This window comes from Streptomyces marianii (assembly GCF_005795905.1).
GTDB classification, from domain to species: Bacteria; Actinomycetota; Actinomycetes; order Streptomycetales; family Streptomycetaceae; genus Streptomyces; species Streptomyces marianii.
Map to the genome: position 1 here is coordinate 2,239,658 of NZ_VAWE01000001.1, position 18,559 is coordinate 2,258,216.

At 68.9% G+C, this 18,559-nt stretch carries 14 protein-coding genes and 2 pseudogenes; 8 read left to right on the forward strand and 8 right to left on the reverse strand.

Annotated features, from left to right (window positions below; all coding sequences use genetic code 11):
* Nucleotides 1-62: 62 nt before the first annotated feature.
* Nucleotides 63-1,502 carry a gamma-aminobutyraldehyde dehydrogenase gene (locus FEF34_RS09880; RefSeq protein ID WP_138052833.1) on the reverse strand — a complete coding sequence of 480 codons (1,440 nt, stop codon included), beginning with the start codon at nucleotides 1,500-1,502 and terminating at the stop codon, nucleotides 63-65.
* Between the two features lie 190 nt (nucleotides 1,503-1,692).
* On the opposite strand from FEF34_RS09880, the gene FEF34_RS09885 reads away from it, so the two are divergent.
* The 5 genes and pseudogenes from FEF34_RS09885 to FEF34_RS09905 all read left to right on the forward strand — a co-directional run bounded on the left by FEF34_RS09885 (nucleotide 1,693) and on the right by FEF34_RS09905 (nucleotide 6,772).
* The gene (locus FEF34_RS09885) at nucleotides 1,693-2,187 is read left to right on the forward strand and encodes an Lrp/AsnC family transcriptional regulator (RefSeq protein WP_171052889.1); all 495 of its coding nucleotides are present in this window, start codon (nucleotides 1,693-1,695) and stop codon (nucleotides 2,185-2,187) included.
* The gene (locus tag FEF34_RS09890; protein ID WP_407698270.1) at nucleotides 2,172-3,560 is read left to right on the forward strand and encodes an aspartate aminotransferase family protein; all 1,389 of its coding nucleotides are present in this window, start codon (nucleotides 2,172-2,174) and stop codon (nucleotides 3,558-3,560) included. The genes FEF34_RS09885 and FEF34_RS09890 overlap by 16 nt, the downstream gene beginning before the upstream one ends.
* Before the next feature lie 197 nt (nucleotides 3,561-3,757).
* The gene (locus tag FEF34_RS09895) at nucleotides 3,758-4,486 is read left to right on the forward strand and encodes an ABC transporter ATP-binding protein (protein ID WP_138052836.1); all 729 of its coding nucleotides are present in this window, start codon (nucleotides 3,758-3,760) and stop codon (nucleotides 4,484-4,486) included.
* Nucleotides 4,468-5,604: a hypothetical protein gene (locus FEF34_RS42765; RefSeq protein WP_138052837.1), complete on the forward strand. Its 1,137-nt coding sequence runs from the start codon at nucleotides 4,468-4,470 to the stop codon at nucleotides 5,602-5,604. The genes FEF34_RS09895 and FEF34_RS42765 overlap by 19 nt, the downstream gene beginning before the upstream one ends.
* Nucleotides 5,605-5,648: 44 nt before the next feature.
* Nucleotides 5,649-6,772 (forward strand): annotated as a pseudogene (locus tag FEF34_RS09905) (LOG family protein).
* A gap of 161 nt (nucleotides 6,773-6,933) precedes the next feature.
* On the opposite strand, the gene FEF34_RS09910 reads toward FEF34_RS09905, so the two are convergent.
* The 3 genes from FEF34_RS09910 to FEF34_RS09920 all read right to left on the reverse strand — a co-directional run bounded on the left by FEF34_RS09910 (nucleotide 6,934) and on the right by FEF34_RS09920 (nucleotide 10,798).
* Nucleotides 6,934-7,965: an ABC transporter ATP-binding protein gene (locus FEF34_RS09910; protein ID WP_138052838.1), complete on the reverse strand. Its 1,032-nt coding sequence runs from the start codon at nucleotides 7,963-7,965 to the stop codon at nucleotides 6,934-6,936.
* Nucleotides 7,965-9,608 (reverse strand): ABC transporter permease, encoded by a 1,644-nt coding sequence (locus tag FEF34_RS09915; RefSeq protein WP_171052890.1) that lies wholly within the window; start codon nucleotides 9,606-9,608, stop codon nucleotides 7,965-7,967. The genes FEF34_RS09910 and FEF34_RS09915 overlap by 1 nt, the downstream gene beginning before the upstream one ends.
* Nucleotides 9,609-9,700: 92 nt before the next feature.
* Nucleotides 9,701-10,798: a thiamine ABC transporter substrate-binding protein gene (locus FEF34_RS09920; RefSeq protein ID WP_138052840.1), complete on the reverse strand. Its 1,098-nt coding sequence runs from the start codon at nucleotides 10,796-10,798 to the stop codon at nucleotides 9,701-9,703.
* 356 nt (nucleotides 10,799-11,154) lie between these two features.
* Here FEF34_RS09920 and FEF34_RS09925 point away from each other — a divergent pair.
* Nucleotides 11,155-12,155 (forward strand): annotated as a pseudogene (locus FEF34_RS09925) (IS5 family transposase).
* Between the two features lie 328 nt (nucleotides 12,156-12,483).
* Entirely contained in the window at nucleotides 12,484-13,437 is a 954-nt protein-coding gene (locus FEF34_RS09930) for an IS481 family transposase (RefSeq protein WP_138052842.1), read from the forward strand.
* Here FEF34_RS09930 and rlmN read toward each other — a convergent pair.
* The 3 genes from rlmN to FEF34_RS42770 form a co-directional block, all read right to left on the reverse strand.
* Entirely contained in the window at nucleotides 13,434-14,540 is a 1,107-nt protein-coding gene (rlmN, locus tag FEF34_RS09935) for a 23S rRNA (adenine(2503)-C(2))-methyltransferase RlmN (RefSeq protein ID WP_138052843.1), read from the reverse strand. The two genes, FEF34_RS09930 and rlmN, sit on opposite strands and share 4 nt — an antisense overlap.
* A 125-nt stretch (nucleotides 14,541-14,665) precedes the next feature.
* On the reverse strand, nucleotides 14,666-14,983 hold the full coding sequence (locus FEF34_RS41985; protein ID WP_199800654.1) for a S1 domain-containing protein: 318 nt from the start codon (nucleotides 14,981-14,983) through the stop codon (nucleotides 14,666-14,668).
* A gap of 168 nt (nucleotides 14,984-15,151) precedes the next feature.
* A complete protein-coding gene (locus FEF34_RS42770; RefSeq protein WP_138052844.1) occupies nucleotides 15,152-15,694 on the reverse strand; it encodes a hypothetical protein in 543 nt (180 codons plus the stop codon).
* 219 nt (nucleotides 15,695-15,913) lie between these two features.
* On the opposite strand from FEF34_RS42770, the gene FEF34_RS09950 reads away from it, so the two are divergent.
* Nucleotides 15,914-16,870, forward strand: coding sequence for a hypothetical protein (locus tag FEF34_RS09950; RefSeq protein ID WP_138052845.1), 957 nt, complete (start codon nucleotides 15,914-15,916; stop codon nucleotides 16,868-16,870).
* A gap of 895 nt (nucleotides 16,871-17,765) precedes the next feature.
* On the opposite strand, the gene FEF34_RS09955 is transcribed toward FEF34_RS09950, so the two are convergent.
* On the reverse strand, nucleotides 17,766-18,338 hold the full coding sequence (locus FEF34_RS09955) for a hypothetical protein (RefSeq protein ID WP_138052846.1): 573 nt from the start codon (nucleotides 18,336-18,338) through the stop codon (nucleotides 17,766-17,768).
* Nucleotides 18,339-18,559 lie beyond the last annotated feature (221 nt).

Here is an 18,559-nt window from a genome sequence, read left to right on the forward strand (position 1 = left end):
GCCCCGGTGGCCTCGCACGGTGCCGCGGGAGGCTCGGCGCTCCGGCGGGACCCTCAGGACGTCTACGCGTCCAGGGACGTCATCACGTGCTTGATGCGCGTGTAGTCGTCGAAGCCGTACGCCGACAGGTCCTTGCCGTAGCCCGACTTCTTGAAGCCGCCGTGCGGCATCTCGGCGACCAGCGGGATGTGGGTGTTGATCCACACACAGCCGAAGTCCAGCACCTTGGACATGCGCATCGCGCGGGCGTGGTCCTTGGTCCACACCGAGGACGCGAGGGCGTACTCCACGCCGTTCGCGTACTCGACGGCCTGCGCCTCGTCGGTGAAGGACTGGACGGTGATGACCGGGCCGAAGACCTCGTTCTGGACGATCTCATCGTCCTGCTTGAGGCCGGAGACGACGGTCGGGGCGTAGAAGTAGCCCTTGTCGCCGACGCGCTGACCGCCGGCCTCGACCTTCGCGTGGGCCGGGAGCCGGTCGATGAAGCCGGAGACCTGCTTCAGCTGGTTCTCGTTGTTGAGGGGACCGAACAGCACGTCCTCGTCGTCGGGCATGCCGGTCTTGGTGTCCTGCGCGGCCTTGGCCAGCGCGCTCACGAACTCGTCGTGAATGGACTCGTGCACCAGCACGCGCGTCGCGGCCGTGCAGTCCTGGCCCGCGTTGAAGAAACCGGCGACCGAGATGTCCTCGACGGCCTTCGCGATGTCGGTGTCCTCGAACACGACGACCGGTGCCTTGCCGCCCAGTTCCAGGTGGACGCGCTTCAGGTCCTTCGACGCCGACTCGGCCACCTGCATGCCGGCCCGTACGGAACCGGTGATGGAGGCCATCGCCGGGACCGGGTGCTCGACCATCATCCGGCCGGTGTCGCGGTCGCCGCAGATGACGTTGAAGACGCCCTTCGGCACGATCGAGCCGATGATCTCGGCGATGAGGACCGTGGAGGCCGGGGTGGTGTCCGACGGCTTCAGCACCACGGTGTTGCCGGCGGCGAGGGCCGGGGCGAACTTCCAGACCGCCATCATCATCGGGTAGTTCCACGGGGCGACCTGCGCGCAGACGCCGACCGGCTCGCGGCGGACGATGGAGGTCAGCCCCTCCATGTACTCGCCCGCCGAGCGGCCCTCGAGCATCCGCGCCGCGCCCGCGAAGAAGCGGATCTGGTCGACCATGGGCGGGACCTCTTCGCTGCGGGTGAGCCCGAGCGGCTTGCCCGTGTTCTCCGACTCGGCCGCGATCAGCTCCTCGGCCCGCTCCTCGAAGGCGTCCGCGATCTTCAGCAGGGCCTTCTGGCGCTCGGCCGGGGTGGTGTCGCGCCAGGCCGGGAAGGCCGCGGCGGCGGCCGCCATGGCGGCGTCCACATCCGCCTGGCCGGACAACGGGGAGGTCGCGTACGCCTCGCCCGTGGCCGGGTTGACCACCTCGATGGTCCGCCCGTCAGCGGCGTCCCGGAACTCTCCGTCGATGTAATTGCGCAGACGACGCAGTTCGGTGGTCACAGCCACCCCTCCTCAGATGTCCGATGGGTGAGACACCCCCACACTACGCGGCCCAGGCTAGCCCGACGAGTGACGCTTTCGACAGACCCAACGCCGCTGTACTTCGAAATCGGTAACTTTTGAATGCCACAACAACGAATTTCATCGCTCACCGGTTGCAGAATCTACGACTCCAGTGCACAGTGTGCTCGTGGCCAGTCGAAGCACAGACTCCAGGACCGGGGGCGGCGGTACCTCCCCCACGATCGATGCCGTCTCCCTGGCGATCATCGAGCAACTGCAGGAGGACGGGCGCCGGCCCTACGCCGCGATAGGCAAGGCCGTCGGCCTTTCCGAGGCGGCGGTCCGGCAGCGCGTCCAGAAGCTGCTCGACCAAGGCGTGATGCAGATCGTCGCCGTCACGGACCCGCTCACCGTGGGACTGCGGCGCCAGGCGATGGTCGGGATCAACGTCGAGGGCGACCTGGACCCGGTGGCAGATGCGCTGACCGCGATGTCCGAGTGCGAGTACGTCGTCATAACGGCGGGTTCGTTCGACCTGATGGTGGAGATCGTCTGCGAGGACGACGACCACCTGCTGGAAGTGATCAACCGGCGCATCCGCACCCTCCCCGGCGTGCGCTCCACCGAGAGCTTCGTCTACCTCAAGCTCAAGAAGCAGACCTACATGTGGGGAACCCGATAGCCGTGAGCAAGGACCGCAGCGACCTCTCCAAGTCCGCCTACGACCACCTGTGGATGCACTTCACCCGCATGTCGTCGTACGAGAACTCCCCCGTGCCCACCATCGTGCGCGGTGAGGGCACCTACATCTACGACGACAAGGGCAAGCGCTACCTCGACGGCCTCGCCGGCCTGTTCGTGGTCCAGGCCGGGCACGGCCGCAGGGAGCTGGCCGAGGTGGCCGCCCGGCAGGCCGAGGAGCTGGCCTTCTTCCCGGTGTGGTCCTACGCCCACCCGAAGGCGGTCGAGCTCGCCGAGCGCCTCGCGGGCGAGGCCCCCGGCGACCTCAACAAGGTCTTCTTCACCACCGGCGGCGGCGAGGCGGTCGAGACCGCGTGGAAGCTCGCCAAGCAGTACTTCAAGCTCACCGGCAAGCCGACCAAGTACAAGGTGATCTCCCGCGCGGTCGCGTACCACGGCACCCCGCAGGGCGCCCTGTCCATCACCGGCCTGCCGGGGCTGAAGGCCCCGTTCGAGCCGCTGGTGCCCGGTGCGCACAAGGTCCCGAACACCAACATCTACCGCGCGCCGCTGCACGGCGACGACCCGGAGGCCTTCGGCCGCTGGGCCGCCGACCAGATCGAGCAGCAGATCCTGTTCGAGGGCCCGGACACCGTCGCCGCGGTGTTCCTGGAGCCCGTGCAGAACGCCGGCGGATGCTTCCCGCCGCCGCCCGGGTACTTCCAGCGGGTCCGGGAGATCTGCGACCAGTACGACGTACTGCTGGTCTCCGACGAGGTCATCTGTGCCTTCGGCCGCCTCGGCAAGACCTTCGCCTGCGACAAGTTCGGCTACGTGCCGGACATGATCACCTGCGCCAAGGGCATGACCTCGGGCTACTCCCCGATCGGCGCCTGCATCGTCTCCGACCGGCTCGCCGAGCCGTTCTACAAGGGCGACAACACCTTCCTGCACGGCTACACCTTCGGCGGCCACCCGGTCTCCGCGGCCGTCGGCCTCGCCAACCTCGACCTGTTCGAGCGCGAGAAGCTCAACCAGCACGTCCTGGACAACGAGGGCGCGTTCCTCTCGACGCTGCAGAAGCTGCACAACCTGCCGATCGTCGGCGACGTCCGCGGCAACGGGTACTTCTACGGCATCGAGCTCGTGAAGGACAAGCACACCAAGGAGTCCTTCAACGAGGAGGAGACCGAGCGGGTCCTCTACGGCTTCCTCTCCAAGGCGCTGTTCGACGCCGGCCTGTACTGCCGTGCCGACGACCGCGGCGACCCGGTCGTCCAGCTCGCCCCGCCGCTGATCTCCACCCAGGAGACCTTCGACGAGATCGAGCAGATCCTGCGCGGCGTCCTCACCGAGGCCTGGTCGAAGCTGTAGGTCCGGACCCCCGGCCGGCGCCGTCGGCCGGCGCACGCGGCCCGGACGCCTCCCTTCGGGTGAGAAGGAAGGCGTCCGGGCCGCGTGCCGTGCGTACACCCGGCTCCGAGTCCCTACGGTGCTGTGACCGATCGGCCTCGGGGTCGTTCGCCCGTGCGGGGGAACGGAACCCACGGATCTGAACCGAGGTGTACGCCATGGTGGTCCCGCCGGACAACGATGTGCTCTGGGCGCGGTCCCTGAACCACGCCTTCGGCGGCTCGCCCGCCCTCTGCGGAGTCTCCCTCGGAGTGCGCGAGGGGGAGATCCTCGCGGTGAACGGCCCGCGCGGCAGCGGGAAGACGACCCTGCTGCGCTGCCTCTCGGGGCAGATCGTGCCGCACCAGGGCGAGGTGTGGTTCAACAGCACACCCGTCCACACCATGGGGGCGCTGAACCGCGAGCGGCTGAGGCGCGAGCGCTTCGGCTGGATCGGGCCGGAACCCCAGCTCGTGCCCGAACTGACCGCCTGGGAGAACGCGGCGCTGCCGCTGCTGCTGCGCGGCTCCTCGCACCGCAAGGCCAGGACCGCCGCCCTGGAATGGATGGAACGACTCGACATCGGGCGGTGCGCCCGCAAGCGGCCCCGGGCGCTGCTGCAGTCGCAGCGGCAGCGGATCGCCCTCGCCCGTGCCCTGGTCACCACTCCCGCGGTGCTGTTCGCCGACGAGCCGACCGCCACACTGCACAGCTCCGACCGGGCCCAGGTGCTGCGCACCCTCACCACCGCCGCCCGGTCCCACCGCATCACCCTCGTACTCGCGACCCATGACGAGGAGGTCGCGACCCTTGCCGACCGTGGCGTGTCGCTGGTGGACGGCCGGCGTGTCACCCCGGTGCGGGACGCGGAGGCGGAAGGCCGGGCCGAGTGCTCGCTCTCCGTCTGAGCCGCGGCTCCCACCCCCTCGTCCTGCTGCGCCGCCTCCTGGTGGCGACGGCCTCGGCGGGAGTGGGCTTCCTCCTTCTGTGCACCCTGTCCTACGCGATGTCCGGCCCGCACCCCTCCGATCCGGCGCTGCAGCGGCTGGCGTGGTGTCTCGCCCCGCTGGCGGCCACGGTCCAGTTCGCCGTGGCGGTGGCCCGCACGGATCCGAGTACGCGATCCCGTCAGGGCCTGTCCGCCGTCGGACTCGGACCGGTGCGCATGAGCGCGCTGGCGGCCGCGTCCACGGCCGTGTCCTGCGTCCTCGGCAGCACGGTGGCCCTGCTGTTCTTCCTGCACCTGCGCGGGGACCTGAGCGGAACGCCGTTCGACGGCGACGCGGCGGAACTGCTCGCCGCGGGCGAGCCCTTGCCGCTGGGGGCGGTGGTCCTGCTGCTCGCACTCGTCCCGGTCCTCGGCGCCGGGGCGGCCGCACTCGCTCTGCGCCCGCGCCGCCGGAAGGACGGCGAACTCCCCGACGACGAGACCGAGCACGCCACGGGGACGCCGGGCGGCCTCCCCTGGGGCGTCGCGCTGACGGCCGTGGGCGTCGCGATCGAGGCGTACACGGGCCGGGGCGTGGAGGGCGCCGGCGGCACCTCCGGCGGGGTGCTCGCCGGATGGACGCTGACCGCGGTGGGGCTCGCGACGGCCGGCCCCGGCATCGTCCACGTGTGCGGGCGGGTGCTGCAGTCCCTGAGGCCCGGGGCGATGCGACTGCTCGCAGGGCGGGCGCTCATGGACGACGCACGCCGGATCGGGCGGCCCCTCGGCGTCGTGTGCGCCGTGGTGTCCGCCTTCGTCGCGGCCTCCGCGCTCGCCGGGGAACACCCGCAGCCCTTCGGGCCGCTGACCGCTCTCGGGGCGACCCTCGTCGTGGCCTGCACCCTGGCGACGCTGCTCACCTCGGCCGTCGAGGCACGGCAGGCCCGGGCGGGCACACGGGCCGGTCTGCTCGAACTGGGCGCCTCAGTGGCCCTGCTGCACGCCACCGCCATGCTGCGGGCCGTGGTCCTGCTGGCCGTCTTCGCTCCGCTCACCTGGGCGGTGGCGGAGCTTGCGGCCCTGCCACTGCGGCGCTGAGCCCCGGGCGAGGTCACCGACCCGGTCACGGACAGAGGCCGCGGCTGGGCTCGTCGTTCGACGACGACCGGGAGATCGAGACGCTCGATGAGTTCGACCGGGTCGTCGCGCGGCGGGGCAGCCTCGCGGGGCTCCACCTCCAGTCCGTCGACCTGAGCGGGCGCACGCTCGCTCTCCTCTCGTGCGACACCACGGCCGCCGCCTTCCTCGGCTGCGCCATGGAGCCGGACGCCACGGCCAAGGTCCGCGCGGACGGCGCCCTCGTCTTCCCTCTCCTGCCGGACCTCCCGTTCGACCCCTGCCGGGGGCGCCTCCACACCCCCGACGAGCTCTTCGACGGCCTCGCCGACGGCGGCTACGAGGTCACGCCCGACGCGCTCGCCCACGGTGGTTCCAGCTCACCAAGGCGGACCGGGACAACTACGCCTCGATGCTCAGGGCCCTGCACGACGACGCCGTCTCGGACGCTCTGGACGAACTCCTCGACGGGGTGCCGGTCGTGGGGGTGATGGGGGGCACGCGATGAGCCGCGGCACCGGCGAGTACGCCGGAGCGGCCCGGCTCGGCCGCACCCTCGCCCGCTCGTCCTGACCGTCGCCACCGGCGGCGGGCCCGGGGCGATGGAGGCGGCGAACCTCGGCGCCTACGCGGCTCCGCACCCCGACGAGATGCTGGACGAGTCCCTCGAACTCCTCGCCAAGGCACCGTCGTTCACCCCCTCCGTCAGCGACTGGGCGGCCGTAGCCCTCGAGGTCCGCTCGCGCCGGCCGGGGGCGGCGACTCGGTCGGCATCCCCACCTGGTTCTACGGGCACGAGCCGCCCAACCCGTTCGCCGGGCACATCGCCAAGTACTTCGCCAACGCCACCCGCGAGGACGGGCTGCTCGCCCGCCGTACCGCCGGTGTCGTCTTCCTCCCCGGCGCCGCGGGCACACTGCAGGAGATCTTCGACAACGCGACCCCGAACTACGACGAGTCGCGGGGCGAGCCGACTCCGATGGTCCTGGTCGACCGCGCCCACTGGACGGAGCGGCTCCCGGCCTGGCCGCTGCTGTGTTCCCTGGCGAAGAGCCGGGCGACGCAGACGCGTATCGCCCTGGTCGACTCGGTGGAGGAGGCCCCCGGGGCGCTGGCCCGGCTGACGGCCGCCGCACGGCCCGTCGGCTGATCGCGCCGAGGCACGTCGGGCGGGCCGCCCCGCGGCACGTTGAGCAGCTGCCCCGCAGTGCCCGTCGGCCGGTGACCGCCGCACGGCCGCCAGGAGCCGACGCCGCCCGGGGCGGCTGTCCCCCGGCACCCGCCGCGCGCGGCCGTGCCGCCCCGACCGGATCAGTCGCCGGTGTCGGGTCGCAGGACCACCACGTCCTCCGCGTCGAACGCGACCCCGACCTCGACGCCCGGCTCGGGCGCGTCCCTGAGCCCGCACTCGGCCTCCAGCGGCGGCGCGTCGTCCGGCCGCAGCCGTACGGCGACATGGTGGCCGCGGAAGGTCAGGGACTCCACCGCGCACGGCAGTCCCGTGCCGCGTGGCCGAAGCCGTACCGCGGACGGCCGTACCAGCAGCCTGCAGGCGCCCTGGGGTGAGCCCACGGGAACCGGGACACCGCCCCAGGGGGTCTCGGCCGTGTCCCCGGTCACCGTCGCGGGCACCACGTTGGCGAAGCCGAGGAACCGGGCGACGAACTCCGAGACGGGCCGCTGCCACACGTCCCTGGGTGTGCCCGACTGGGCGACGCGTCCGTCGCGCATGACCACGACCCGGTCGGCGAGCGCGAAGGCCTCCCCCTGGTCGTGGGTGACGGCCAGCACCGTGGTGCCCAGCCGGCGGAACACCGCACGCAGTTCGACGACGAGCCGTTCCCGGAGAGTGCGGTCGAGCTGGCCCAGGGGCTCGTCGAGCATCAGCAGCCGCGGGCTGGGCGCGAGTGCCCGGGCCAGGGCGACGCGCTGCTGCTCACCACCGGAGAGCGTGCCGACGGCCCGTCGCGCGGCGCCCGGGAGCCCGACCAGTTCCAGCAACTCCTCGACCCGCAGACGCCGCTCGGCCTTCGGCACGCCGTGCATCCGCAGCCCGAAGGCGACGTTGCCGCCGACGTCGCGCTGCGGGAAGAGCTGGTGGTCCTGGAACATCAGGCCCACCCCGCGGCGGTGCACCAGCACTCCGGTCTGGTCGCCGCCGCCGAGCAGCACCCGGCCGCCGTCCAGGGGCTGGAGCCCGGCGACGGCCCTCAGCAGGGTCGACTTGCCGCTGCCGCTCGGTCCGAGCACACACACGATCTCGTGGTCGGCGACCTCCAGGTCCACTCCGTCCAGCGCCACCCGCCGCCCGAAGCGTACGGTCGCGTCCTCCAGCGCCAGCATCAGAACTCCCCTGCGGAACGGTCGGGACGGAGCCGGTCGAGCAGCAGCAGGGCCACCGCGCAGACCAGCATGAGGATCGTCGAAAGCGCCATTGCCTGGCCGTAGTTGAGCTCGCCGGGACGGCCGAGGAGTCGGGCCACGGCGACCGGGAGCGTCGGGTTGTCCGGCCGGGCGATGAAGACGGTGGCACCGAACTCGCCGAGCGAGACGGCGAAGGCGAAACCGGCGGCGACGAGCAGCGCCCGGCGCACCAGCGGCAGGTCCACCTCGCGCCATGCCCGCAGGGGCGAGGCGCCCAGCACGGCCGCCGCCTCCCGAAGCCGTGCGTCGACGGCCCGCAGGACGGGCAGCATCGTCCGAACGACGAAGGGCACTCCCACGAGCGCCTGGGCCAGCGGCACGAGGATCCAGGAGGTGCGCAGGTCCAGCGGCGGCTCGTCGAGGGCGATGAGGAAACCGAAACCGACGGTGACGGCGGAGACCCCGAGCGGCAGCATCAACAGCGCGTCGAAGCCGCGGACGAGCCGGCCGGCCTTGGAGGATCCCCCGGACGACGTCCGGGGGAGAGTGAGCGCCGCGGCCGCGAGACCGCCGACGACGAGCGCGATCGCGGTGGCGGCGAGCGCGTACTGGAGGGAGTTCCACACGGCCTCGACCGGCGGGACGAGGAACGTGCCGCCGCTCGCCCCGGCCGACTGCAGGGCCCGGTAGAAGGTGAGACCGTACCCGCCCGGTCCGTCGAAGGACCGTTCGACCAGCACCGCGAGCGGTGTCACGATCAGCAGGACGACGGTGGCGAGCACCCCGCCCAGCAGAGCCCACTGCCCGGCGCCCCTCGGACGGTGCGCGGTGAGCGCCGGATCGACGAGTCGCAGCGCCGTCTCCCGTCGACGGACGGTCCGGGCGTGCACGGTGAGAACCGCGCCCACGGCGGCGAACTGCACCAGGGTCAGCACGGCGGCCGTGGAGAGGTCCAGCAACTGGGCCGTCTGCCGGTAGATCTCCACCTCGAGCGTGGAGTACGCCGGGCCGCCGAGGATCTGCACGACGCCGAACGAAGTGAAGGTGAAGAGGAACACCATCAGCGCGGCAGCGGCCACGGCCGGGGCCAGCGCGGGCAGGGTGACCCGCCGCCAGGCCCCGAAGCGGCTTGCGCCGAGAACCCGTGCGGCCTCCTCCTGGCGCGGGTCGAGCTGGGCCCACAGGCCGCCCACGGTGCGTACCACCACGGCGTAGTTGAAGAACACATGAGCGAGCAGGATCGCCCAGACCGTCGTGTCGAGCCGCACCCCCCACAGGTCGTCCAGCAACCCGCCCCGGCCCAGGAGCGCCAGGAACGCGGTGCCGACCACGACGGTGGGCAGCACGAACGGCACGGTGACGACCGCCCGCAGCAGCTGCTTCCCGGGGAAGTCGCAGCGGGCGAGGACATAGGCGCCGGGGAGCGCGATCAGCAGGGTCAGCCCCGTGGAGGCGAGCGCCTGCCAGAGGGTGAACCAGAGCACCTGGAGGATGTCCGGACGGCCCACGACCTCGGCGATCCCGCCGAACCGCCAGGAATCCCCCACCCGCAGTCCGCGGCCGACGATCGAGGCCACGGGGAGGGCGAAGAAGAGAGCGAAGAACGCGACGGGCAAAGCCATCAGGGCCGAGCGAGCGGCGGTGGCGCGCAGGGTCGCCGGGCCGCGCGAGGGGTTCCGCCCGCGCGGACCGGCGTTCCCGCCGGACCGCCCGGCTACTTCAGGACGAGCGAGGACCACGACTGGATCCACTGGTCACGGTTCTCGGCGATCCTCTCCGGAGCCATCGTCCGCGGCTCGGCGATCACCTCGCCGAACTCGGTGAACAGCGGGGGCAGCTTCGCGTCCTCGGCCACCGGGTTCACGAACATGTTGAGCGGCATGTCCTCCTGGAACTTCTTGCTGATCAGGAAGTCCAGCAGGGCCTTTCCGCCGGCCTCGTTCCGCGCGCCCCTGAGCAGGCCGGCGGCCTCGGTCTGGCGGAAGCAGGTGCCGGTGGAGACGCCGGTCGGCGCCGCCTTCGGCCGCGGCTCGGCGTACAGCACCTCGACCGGCGGGCTGGAGGCGTACGAGACGACGAGCGGCCGGTCGCCCTTGGCCGCCCTGCCGCCGGCGGAACCGGAGAACTCCTGGTTGTAGGCGATCTCCCAGCTGTCGACGACCTTGACGCCGTTCGCCCGCAGCTTCTTCCAGTAGTCCTGCCAGCCCTTGTCCCCGTACGCGGCAGCGGTGCCGAGCAGGAAGCCGAGGCCCGGTGAGGAGCGTTCGGCGTTCTCGACGACGAGGAGGTTCCGGTACGCGGGCTCGGCGAGGTCGTCGAAGGTCTGCGGCGGGGCGAGCTTCCTGTCGGCGAAGTACTTCTTGTCGTAGTTGACGCAGATGTCGCCGCTGTCGACCGGCGTGACCCGGTGCCCGTCCCCGTCGAGCCGGACGGCCTCGGGGACCCGCTCCAGGCCCTTGGCCTCGTACGGGGTGAACAGGTCGTTGTCGAGGGCCCGCGAGAGCGTGGTGTTGTCGACGCCGAAGAACACGTCCCCCTGCGGGGAGCCCTTCGTGAGGATCTCCTTGTTGAGCGCCTCGACGGCGTCTCCGCTCTTCAGCACTTTGACCGTGTACCCGGTCTCCTCGGTGAACTCCTTGAGCACGGCCGGCGAGGCGTTGAAGGAGTCGTGGCTGACGAGTGTCACGGTCTTGGAGCCGCTGCCGCCTGCTCCGGCGGAGTCGTCCCCGGACGACCCGCCGCAGGCCGCGAGCGTGCTCACACCGAGGGCCGCGGCCAGCGCGGTGACGGTGATCTTCTTGGTGGTGCTCACTGATTCCTCCTGGGCATGACCAGGAAGAGACGCGGCCCTGCCCGGCCGCGGGATCCTCGGGATCCGGCAGCCGGGCAGGGCGCAACAGCTTGAGTCTCGTCCGAACTTCCTACCCGGAATGACCCGGGCGAGGTTCAGAGGGTCTGCGGTCTGACGGTCACCGCACTCTCAGCGCTGTGGCGCTCCCCTGTCGGAATATGCAGATGTTCGGGCCAGCGTACAGGGGCGCGTCGGACGCTCCCGCAGGGACCGGGGCGGCCCTGTGCCGGCCACCCGGCACTAGGGGGCGTATTGCGTCGTGATCAATCTGCGAGATCTGCCTGCGCGGCAGGGTTTGGACCGGTAGACCTCTTTGGGTGACGCGAGCGCAACTGACGGATGTGGAGTGGGAGTTGATCGAGCCGTACCTGCCGATCGGCGAGTACGGCCCGTACCCCGAGCGGCTGCGGCAGCAGTTCGAGGGCGTGATCTGGAGGTTCAAGACAGGCGGGCAGTGGCGGGAGATGCCGACGGAGTTCGGCGCCTGGTCGACCGTCCACAACCGCTTCCGGCAGTGGCGTGACTCCGGCGTCTTCGAAGCCATCATGGAGGGCCTGGTCACGGAAGCCGCGAAGCGCGGCGAGGTGGACCTGTCCCTGGTCAGCATCGATTCCACCACCGCCCGGGCCCACCACGACGCTGCCGGGATGCACATGGACGAAGACGTCCTCACCGCTTTGGAGAAGGCTGCCGCCGAGACCGAGAAGGCCAGGTCAAAAGGGGCGACTGCGACGAACAAACCGGACAGGAGGCCGAAGGCGATCCCGTGCGGGAAGAGCGGCGGCGCATCCGGCGCCGACGAAAACTCCGGCTGAAGGCCGCCCTGCTCGGGCGTTCCAGGGGAGGGCAGACCAGCAAGATCCATGTCGTCGGCGACCGGAAGTGCCGCCCGCTGGCGTTCATACTGACCGCGGGCCAGGCCGCCGACAGCCCGCAGTTCATCCCCGTATTGGGGAAGGTGCGGGTGCGCATGCCCGTCGGCCGTCCGCGCACCCGGCCCGGCGCAGTCGCCGGGGACAAGGCGTACTCGTCCTGCGGCAACCGCGCCCACCTGCGCAAACGCCGTATCAAGGCGGTCATCCCGGAGAAGAAGGACCAGGCCGCCAACCGGAAGAAGAAGGGCTCCAGAGGCGGCCGGCCCGTCAGCCACGATGCCGACCTTTACAAGGAGCGGAACACCGTCGAGCGGCTGATCAACAAGCTGAAGGCCTGGCGAGGCATCGCCACGCGGTACGACAAGACCCCCGACAGCTACCTCGCCGGCCTCCACCTCCGCGCCTCGATGATCTGGCTCAGAGAGCTCACCCGGACCACCTGATGATCACAACCACATACGCTCCCTAGGCGACGTTCGCCCCGTCGCGGCGCCCGGCACGGCGACTCGCGGCGTTGCCGAATCAACCGAGTAGGCCCACTACGAGGTCGATCCGGCGCCTTGCGATCTTCCCCTTGGCCCGGAGGGCCCGGGGAGACCCCGTGCACCGGACGCCGCTCCTTGACGGGCAAACCTCACCTGACGCGGCACTAGCTGTTCTGTCCCGGGAGGTTGTGGACGGTGAGGCAGATCTCGGCTGAGGGATCTTGAACGGGTGAGGGCCTTCCGGTTCGGTGTGGATTGCGACGTCTACACCAACAGAAAGGCCCTCGTGCCCCACCGTAATGCACCCCTGACCGAGACCGGGCGGCTACGCCTGGCCCGCTGCGTGGTCGAGGACGGCTGGCCCCTGCGCCGGGCCGCCGAACGCTTCCAGGTCTCGCCCACAACCGCCCAGCGGTGGGCCGACCGCTACCGGGCCCTGGGAGAGGCCGGGATGGCCGACCACTCCTCCCGACCGCATCGCAGTCCCCGCCGGACACCGACCCGGACCGAACGCCGGATCATCAAGGTCCGCCTCGCCCGCCGGTGGGGCCCGGCCCGCATCGCGCACCTGCTGGGCCTCGTGCCCTCGACCGTGCACCGAGTCCTCGTCCGCTACCGCCTGGCCCGGCTCACCCACCTGGACCGGGCCACCGGCCGCGTCATACGCCGCTACGAACGGGACCGCCCGGGCGAGCTGGTCCACGTGGACATCAAAAAGCTCGGCAACATCCCCGACGGCGGCGGCCACAAAACCCTCGGCCGCCAAGCCGGACGCAAGAACCGCAAGAACGCCGGCTACAGCTACGTCCACACCGCGGTCGACGACCACTCCCGCCTCGCCTACAGCGAGATCCACCCGGACGAGAAGAAGGAGACCGCCACCGCCTTCTGGACCCGCGCCCACGCCTTCTTCACCAGCGTCGGGATCACCGTCGAGCGCGTACTGACCGACAACGGCGCCTGCTACAAGTCGCACACCTGGCGCGATGCACTCGCCGACGCAGGGATCACTCACAAGCGAACCCGGCCCTACCGGCCGCAGACCAACGGCAAGGTCGAACGCCTCAACCGCACCCTGCTCGACGAATGGGCCTACGCAAAGCCCTACCGATCAGAACAGGAACGACGCGACGCCTTCCCCACATGGCTGCACACCTACAATCACCACCGCGGACACACCGCGCTGAAGGGCCAGCCACCCGCCAGCCGCGTTCCTAACCTCTCAGGGCAATACAACTAGCGCTCGGAGGCGGCGAGCTGGCCGCAGGCCCCGTCGATCTCCTGACCACGGGTGTCCCGGACGGTGACCGGGACACCGTGGGCGGCGATGGCCTCGATGAAGGCCTTCTCGTCCTCGGGCCGGGAAGCCGTCCACTTGGAGCCCGGAGTCGGGTTCAGCGGGATCAGGTTGACGTGCACCCGCTTGCCCTTGAGGAGCCGCCCGAGCAGGTCACCGCGCCATGCCTGGTCGTTGATGTCCCGGATCAGGGCGTACTCGATCGAGATCCGGCGGCCGGACCTCTCCGCGTACTCCCAGGCCGCGTCCAGGACCTCCCGGACCTTCCAGCGGGTGTTGACGGGGACGAGGGTGTCGCGCAGTTCGTCGTCCGGCGCGTGCAGGGACACGGCGAGGCGGCACTTGAAGCCCTCGTCGGCGAAGCGCAGCATCGCCGGCACGAGGCCCACCGTGGAGACGGTGATCCCGCGCTGCGACAGGCCCAGGCCGTCGGGCTCCGGATCGGTGAGCCTGCGGATGGCGCCGACCACGCGGTTGTAGTTGGCGAGCGGCTCGCCCATGCCCATGAACACGATGTTGGACAGCCGGGCCGTGCCTCCGGGGACCTCGCCGTCGCGGAGGGCCCGCATGCCGTCCACGATCTGGTGCACGATCTCGGCGGTGGACAGGTTCCGGTCGAGACCGGCCTGGCCCGTGGCGCAGAACGGGCAGTTCATCCCGCAGCCGGCCTGCGAGGAGATGCACATCGTCACCCGGTCCGGGTAGCGCATCAGCACCGACTCCACGAGCGTGCCGTCGTGGAGCCGCCACAGCGTCTTACGGGTGGTGTCGTCGTCACAGGAGACGTGCCGGACCACGGACATCAGGTCGGGCAGCAACTCCGACGCGAGCCGCTCGCGCGCGGCGGCGGGGATGTCGGTCCACTGCTCCGGGTCGTGCGCGTAGCGCGCGAAGTAGTGCTGCGACAGCTGCTTCGCCCGGAACGGCTTCTCGCCGATCGCGGCGACGGCGTCCTTGCGCTCGGCGGGCGTGAGGTCGGCGAGGTGCCGCGGGGGCTTCTTGGCTCCGCGGGGGGCGACGAAAGTGAGTTCTCCGGGCTTAGGCATGGCCGTACCAGTGTCGCAGATCCAACCGGGTGGCCTGCGGCTGTCGCTCCCTACGGCTGTCGTTAGTAGTCGTCACCGGTCGTCACTGAGCGGCGTCGGACGGCCCAGGGACGGCCCAGGGGCGATCACTCGCCAGCCGCCCGCCACTCGTCGAGCCGAACCCTGACCTGGTGGTTGTGAGTGGCGTGCCAGAAGACCTCACCACTGACGAGGGCCCCTAGGCCCGGGAGGTTCATCCACTGCGGCATGGCCGTGATCTCCGCCAGCGCCACAGCGTCCGGCACACCATCTATGCGTATGAAGACCCCGAAGGGCTGGCGACCGATGACCTCTCCGGTGATCCGGGTCCCTACGGGCAGGGCAGCGACGGTTGCCGCCCAGCTCCGCCGCACCTCGTCCGAGGCCGGCACGTCAGGGCCCGTCGGCCACGCATACTCATCCATCGCTGGATCATGACATCTCGAGCGATCAGGAGCTTAGAAGAGGTGGCCAGCCCGGTCCCAGATCGCCTGCGCCACAGTACGTCTCTCTGGTGCAATCTTCTCGTGAGCGATTCACTCCTCACCGCAGCCATTGCGGCAGTCACCGCCCTCGTGGCTTCGGGTATGACCTCATGGTTGACGCTTCGGGGCGTCGTTCGACAAGTAGAGGTGCAACGAGAAGTCGCAGCGCAGGATCATGCCGAGCGACGGGCAGTAGAGAGCCGGTCGGCGCAAAAGGACGCATGTATCCAGTTCATAGAGACGGCCATCCGCTGCGCTGCGCTCGTCCAACAGACCAGATCGCCCGGCATGGCGGACGAGGTGCATCAAGATCGATTGGAGGCAGTGCGGGCGGGGCTGGCTGAGCTCATCCGAGCTCAAGCAGTCTTGAGTATCGAGGGACCCAGCAGCGTCGCAGTAGCCGCCACTGAGGCTCGCTGGAGTCTTGAGCGCGAGTTCGCGACGGCCCTCGACGAACGCACCGGTGCGGCCTCTACTGAGGCAGTGCGCGCTGCAGGCGATGCCAGGCGCCGGGCCGTCGGCCGCGTCGGGGGTGCAGCCAGGCGGGCGTTCGGCAACGATGACGGCCCATCCGTGGCTGCTCCATGCGTCGGGGGCGCTGCGCCACCAGGCTGAGGCAGACTCACCGGACAAGTCCAGCGTTGCCAGCAAGCACATCAACGTCGAACGGCCACTCACGGGCGGCGACCACCTTCCAGAGGGGCTCTGCCTTGGGCTGGTGTGCCCCTTGTCTGCGCTCGTTGGCGGCAGGCGACCCGCGCTCTACCGGATCGCCCAGAGGAAGGACGATCTTCCCTTTTGCTGGCAAGCGGACTGTTGAGGGGTCATACTGTCCCACCAGGATGCCAAATCTGTTGGGGGTGGCTTCAGTTGGGGAACGCGGGCCGCAAGAAGACCGTCGCCTTCTATGAGATTGTCAGGCCCAAAGAATCGGGAGACCCCAGGTTTGAGCACCTCGATTGGCCAAGAGTTCTAAGAAATCTTGGAATAATTGAAATGCGTCAGCGGCGGTATAAGCATGGCGCCGATGTTTACGTAGGTGACCCCATATCAGTGCAGGGTCGTCAACATCTCGTGCTGGCGAGGCTTCGGGATGGAGATATCCAACAGATCGATTGGGAGCATAGTCACATTTCCGACTTGAGACTTGATGGGGATCGCAGCGTGGTCGATACCACGATCATTTGCTTCCTTCCCTTCGGTAATGTGATCGGCGTAATCCAGGGAAGCGCTTCCGCTCCTCGACCGACAGCATTGCAGCGTTGGCTGAATGCTATGAATGTTGTCAATGAAGACTTGGCCGTCATGCCTTTGGTGGGGAAAAAGGCATGGGAGAAGTTGAGTAACGCCGAAGCAGTCAACCTTTTTGAGATGAGGCTTCGGCCGGGGCAGATGATGTTCCCTTCGGACGCTGAGGGGTTGGGAGATTTTTCGCGACAAGCGCACAAGCGAAACCCGGATGCGTTAATCACGCTCTCTATGAAGATTCCTAAGCGGCGTGGCTTCGGGCGTGACACGTCTCGCTCGCGCGGAGAACGACGACTGCGTGAGGATGTCCAGCATTTCATCTCAGACTTCGGCAGCCTGGTCGGGCCTGGCGGGGCAGTGGATAGAGCAATTGCGCATGTAACTCTGTCAGCTTCAGATGGATCACTTATAGAAGATCAAATCAACTTTGTATCTGACCACATTACTGCACAGAAGCCGGTTTTCCTGCGCCGGAGCGAAGGGCAGGCCCCCTGGTATGAGGCGGCCGTGCATGCGGTCCTCGACGTGGCTGCGGCCCACGAGGCCGAGCTCCGCGACGCTGTCAGACCCGTGCCCTAGGCTCTCACTAGCCGAAGGGGGCAGTGATGGTCAGCGGGTTCCGATTTACTCGGAGAGCTCACAACCTGTGGAGTGAACATCCCTCCGCGGACTGGATAGGCGCAATAATTTTCGTATCGGCGCTCGGTTTATGGCAGCGCAGTCACATTCTTAGTGATCACTCTGCTGATCAACGAATGAATGTTTACGCGACAGTCGCTTCCGTCGCGGCGATTATCGGCGGTTTTGGAACTGCTGCGATTAGCCAGTATGCGACTAGTTCCGGTCGGCGGATGACGTTCCTAAGGGAGCGTTTTGGTGAGAGTCTCCGTCGGAACTGGGTGAGTATCCTAACCTCGATGACCGCAGTATCCGCCGGCTGCCTGGCGACTATGTTAAGTGACACGGGGAAGGTAATCGGCTGGCAGGGGTGGACGGTTGAATTCTTGCTCTTTCTCGGGCTTTTCCGTGCGGTGCGATTGATCTGGCTCTTCCGCCTCCTTATCGACGTATCCGATCATGACGGTACAATCGCAGCGAGAAGTGAGCCGGTGAGAATTGTTGACCCGGGGAACGACTAGTTCGCGTTTAGCTTCGCGATGGTTCGCAGTCTCGCGTGGGTGACGAGGACTCAACGATTCAGTTAGCCTGCGTGGCGTCGCCTACCCGACGGCGACGCCACGCGTCGGCACATATGGTTTGCGGTTTGGCCTCATCCTTATCAGGTCGATGACGGATTCTTTGGTGCTTGGCGAAGGACAACCTGACGACGGTCTGGTTGACGCTGGGGACCGCTCCGGTCCGGCTCCGTTCGTCGCTGTTGGTGTCAGCTGTTGATGTCAGACATCAACTGGAGGCTTGACAACTCCCTACCGCTTGGACCTGCTGAATGATGTGGCTGTCCCACTAACAGCGATCATGTGCCGCGCTCGCCAAGGAGCGAGCCCACGGCTCGAACGAAGGAATCGTGGGCTAGGGCAGAGTTACGGCGTGCTTCGCGCGCTTCCTCGACAAGGCCCACAGCTAGCGGGTTGGCGTCGTGCAGCGCCTCGGCGAGCGCCATGAGTGCAGATCGGTAGCGCCACACCGCTTGTTCCAGCTCCACCGCCTTCACATGGATGGCATCGGGTCCCACCAACTTGACGCGCTGCCGTTCCTGCTGAATTACACCCGCCGTTGTGAACATCTCTTCGAATTCAGCATCGGGTAGGTCTTCGCCAGGTGACACGTCCGCGACCTTCTGACTGGCTCGATGCGCAACTGGCGCGTGTGCGTCGTAGGCCCCGAGGAGCATCGTGTACGCCTCAAGTCGCTGCTGTCGGAGCCAATGATCGTGATCGACGGATGCTTGGTCCTGAACCTGCTGCCGGACAGCCTCTGCAGCCTTCTCCGCGCCGATGCGAGCGCCTCGTACCGCCGCCACCCCACCAACCAATGCGCCACCCAGAGCCCCCACCATCCCGGCCATGCCGGCGATGAAAGCCGCCATCCCTTGATCCATACCGACGATTCTTCACTATCCACCCCCACGCCTCATCCTGTGTGTCTCGCCCGCCCCTCGGGTACCTACGAGCACGGTCGGCGGGAGCGGCTTTGGGCGGGAGCTGCCATGGGGCGAGAGATCGGGGCCCGTAAGCTTGCCGCGAGTCGGGCAGTCTGTGGACCTGCCCGCTAAAGCCCGATGTGGGCCCCGATCTTCGAGGCTCGCCC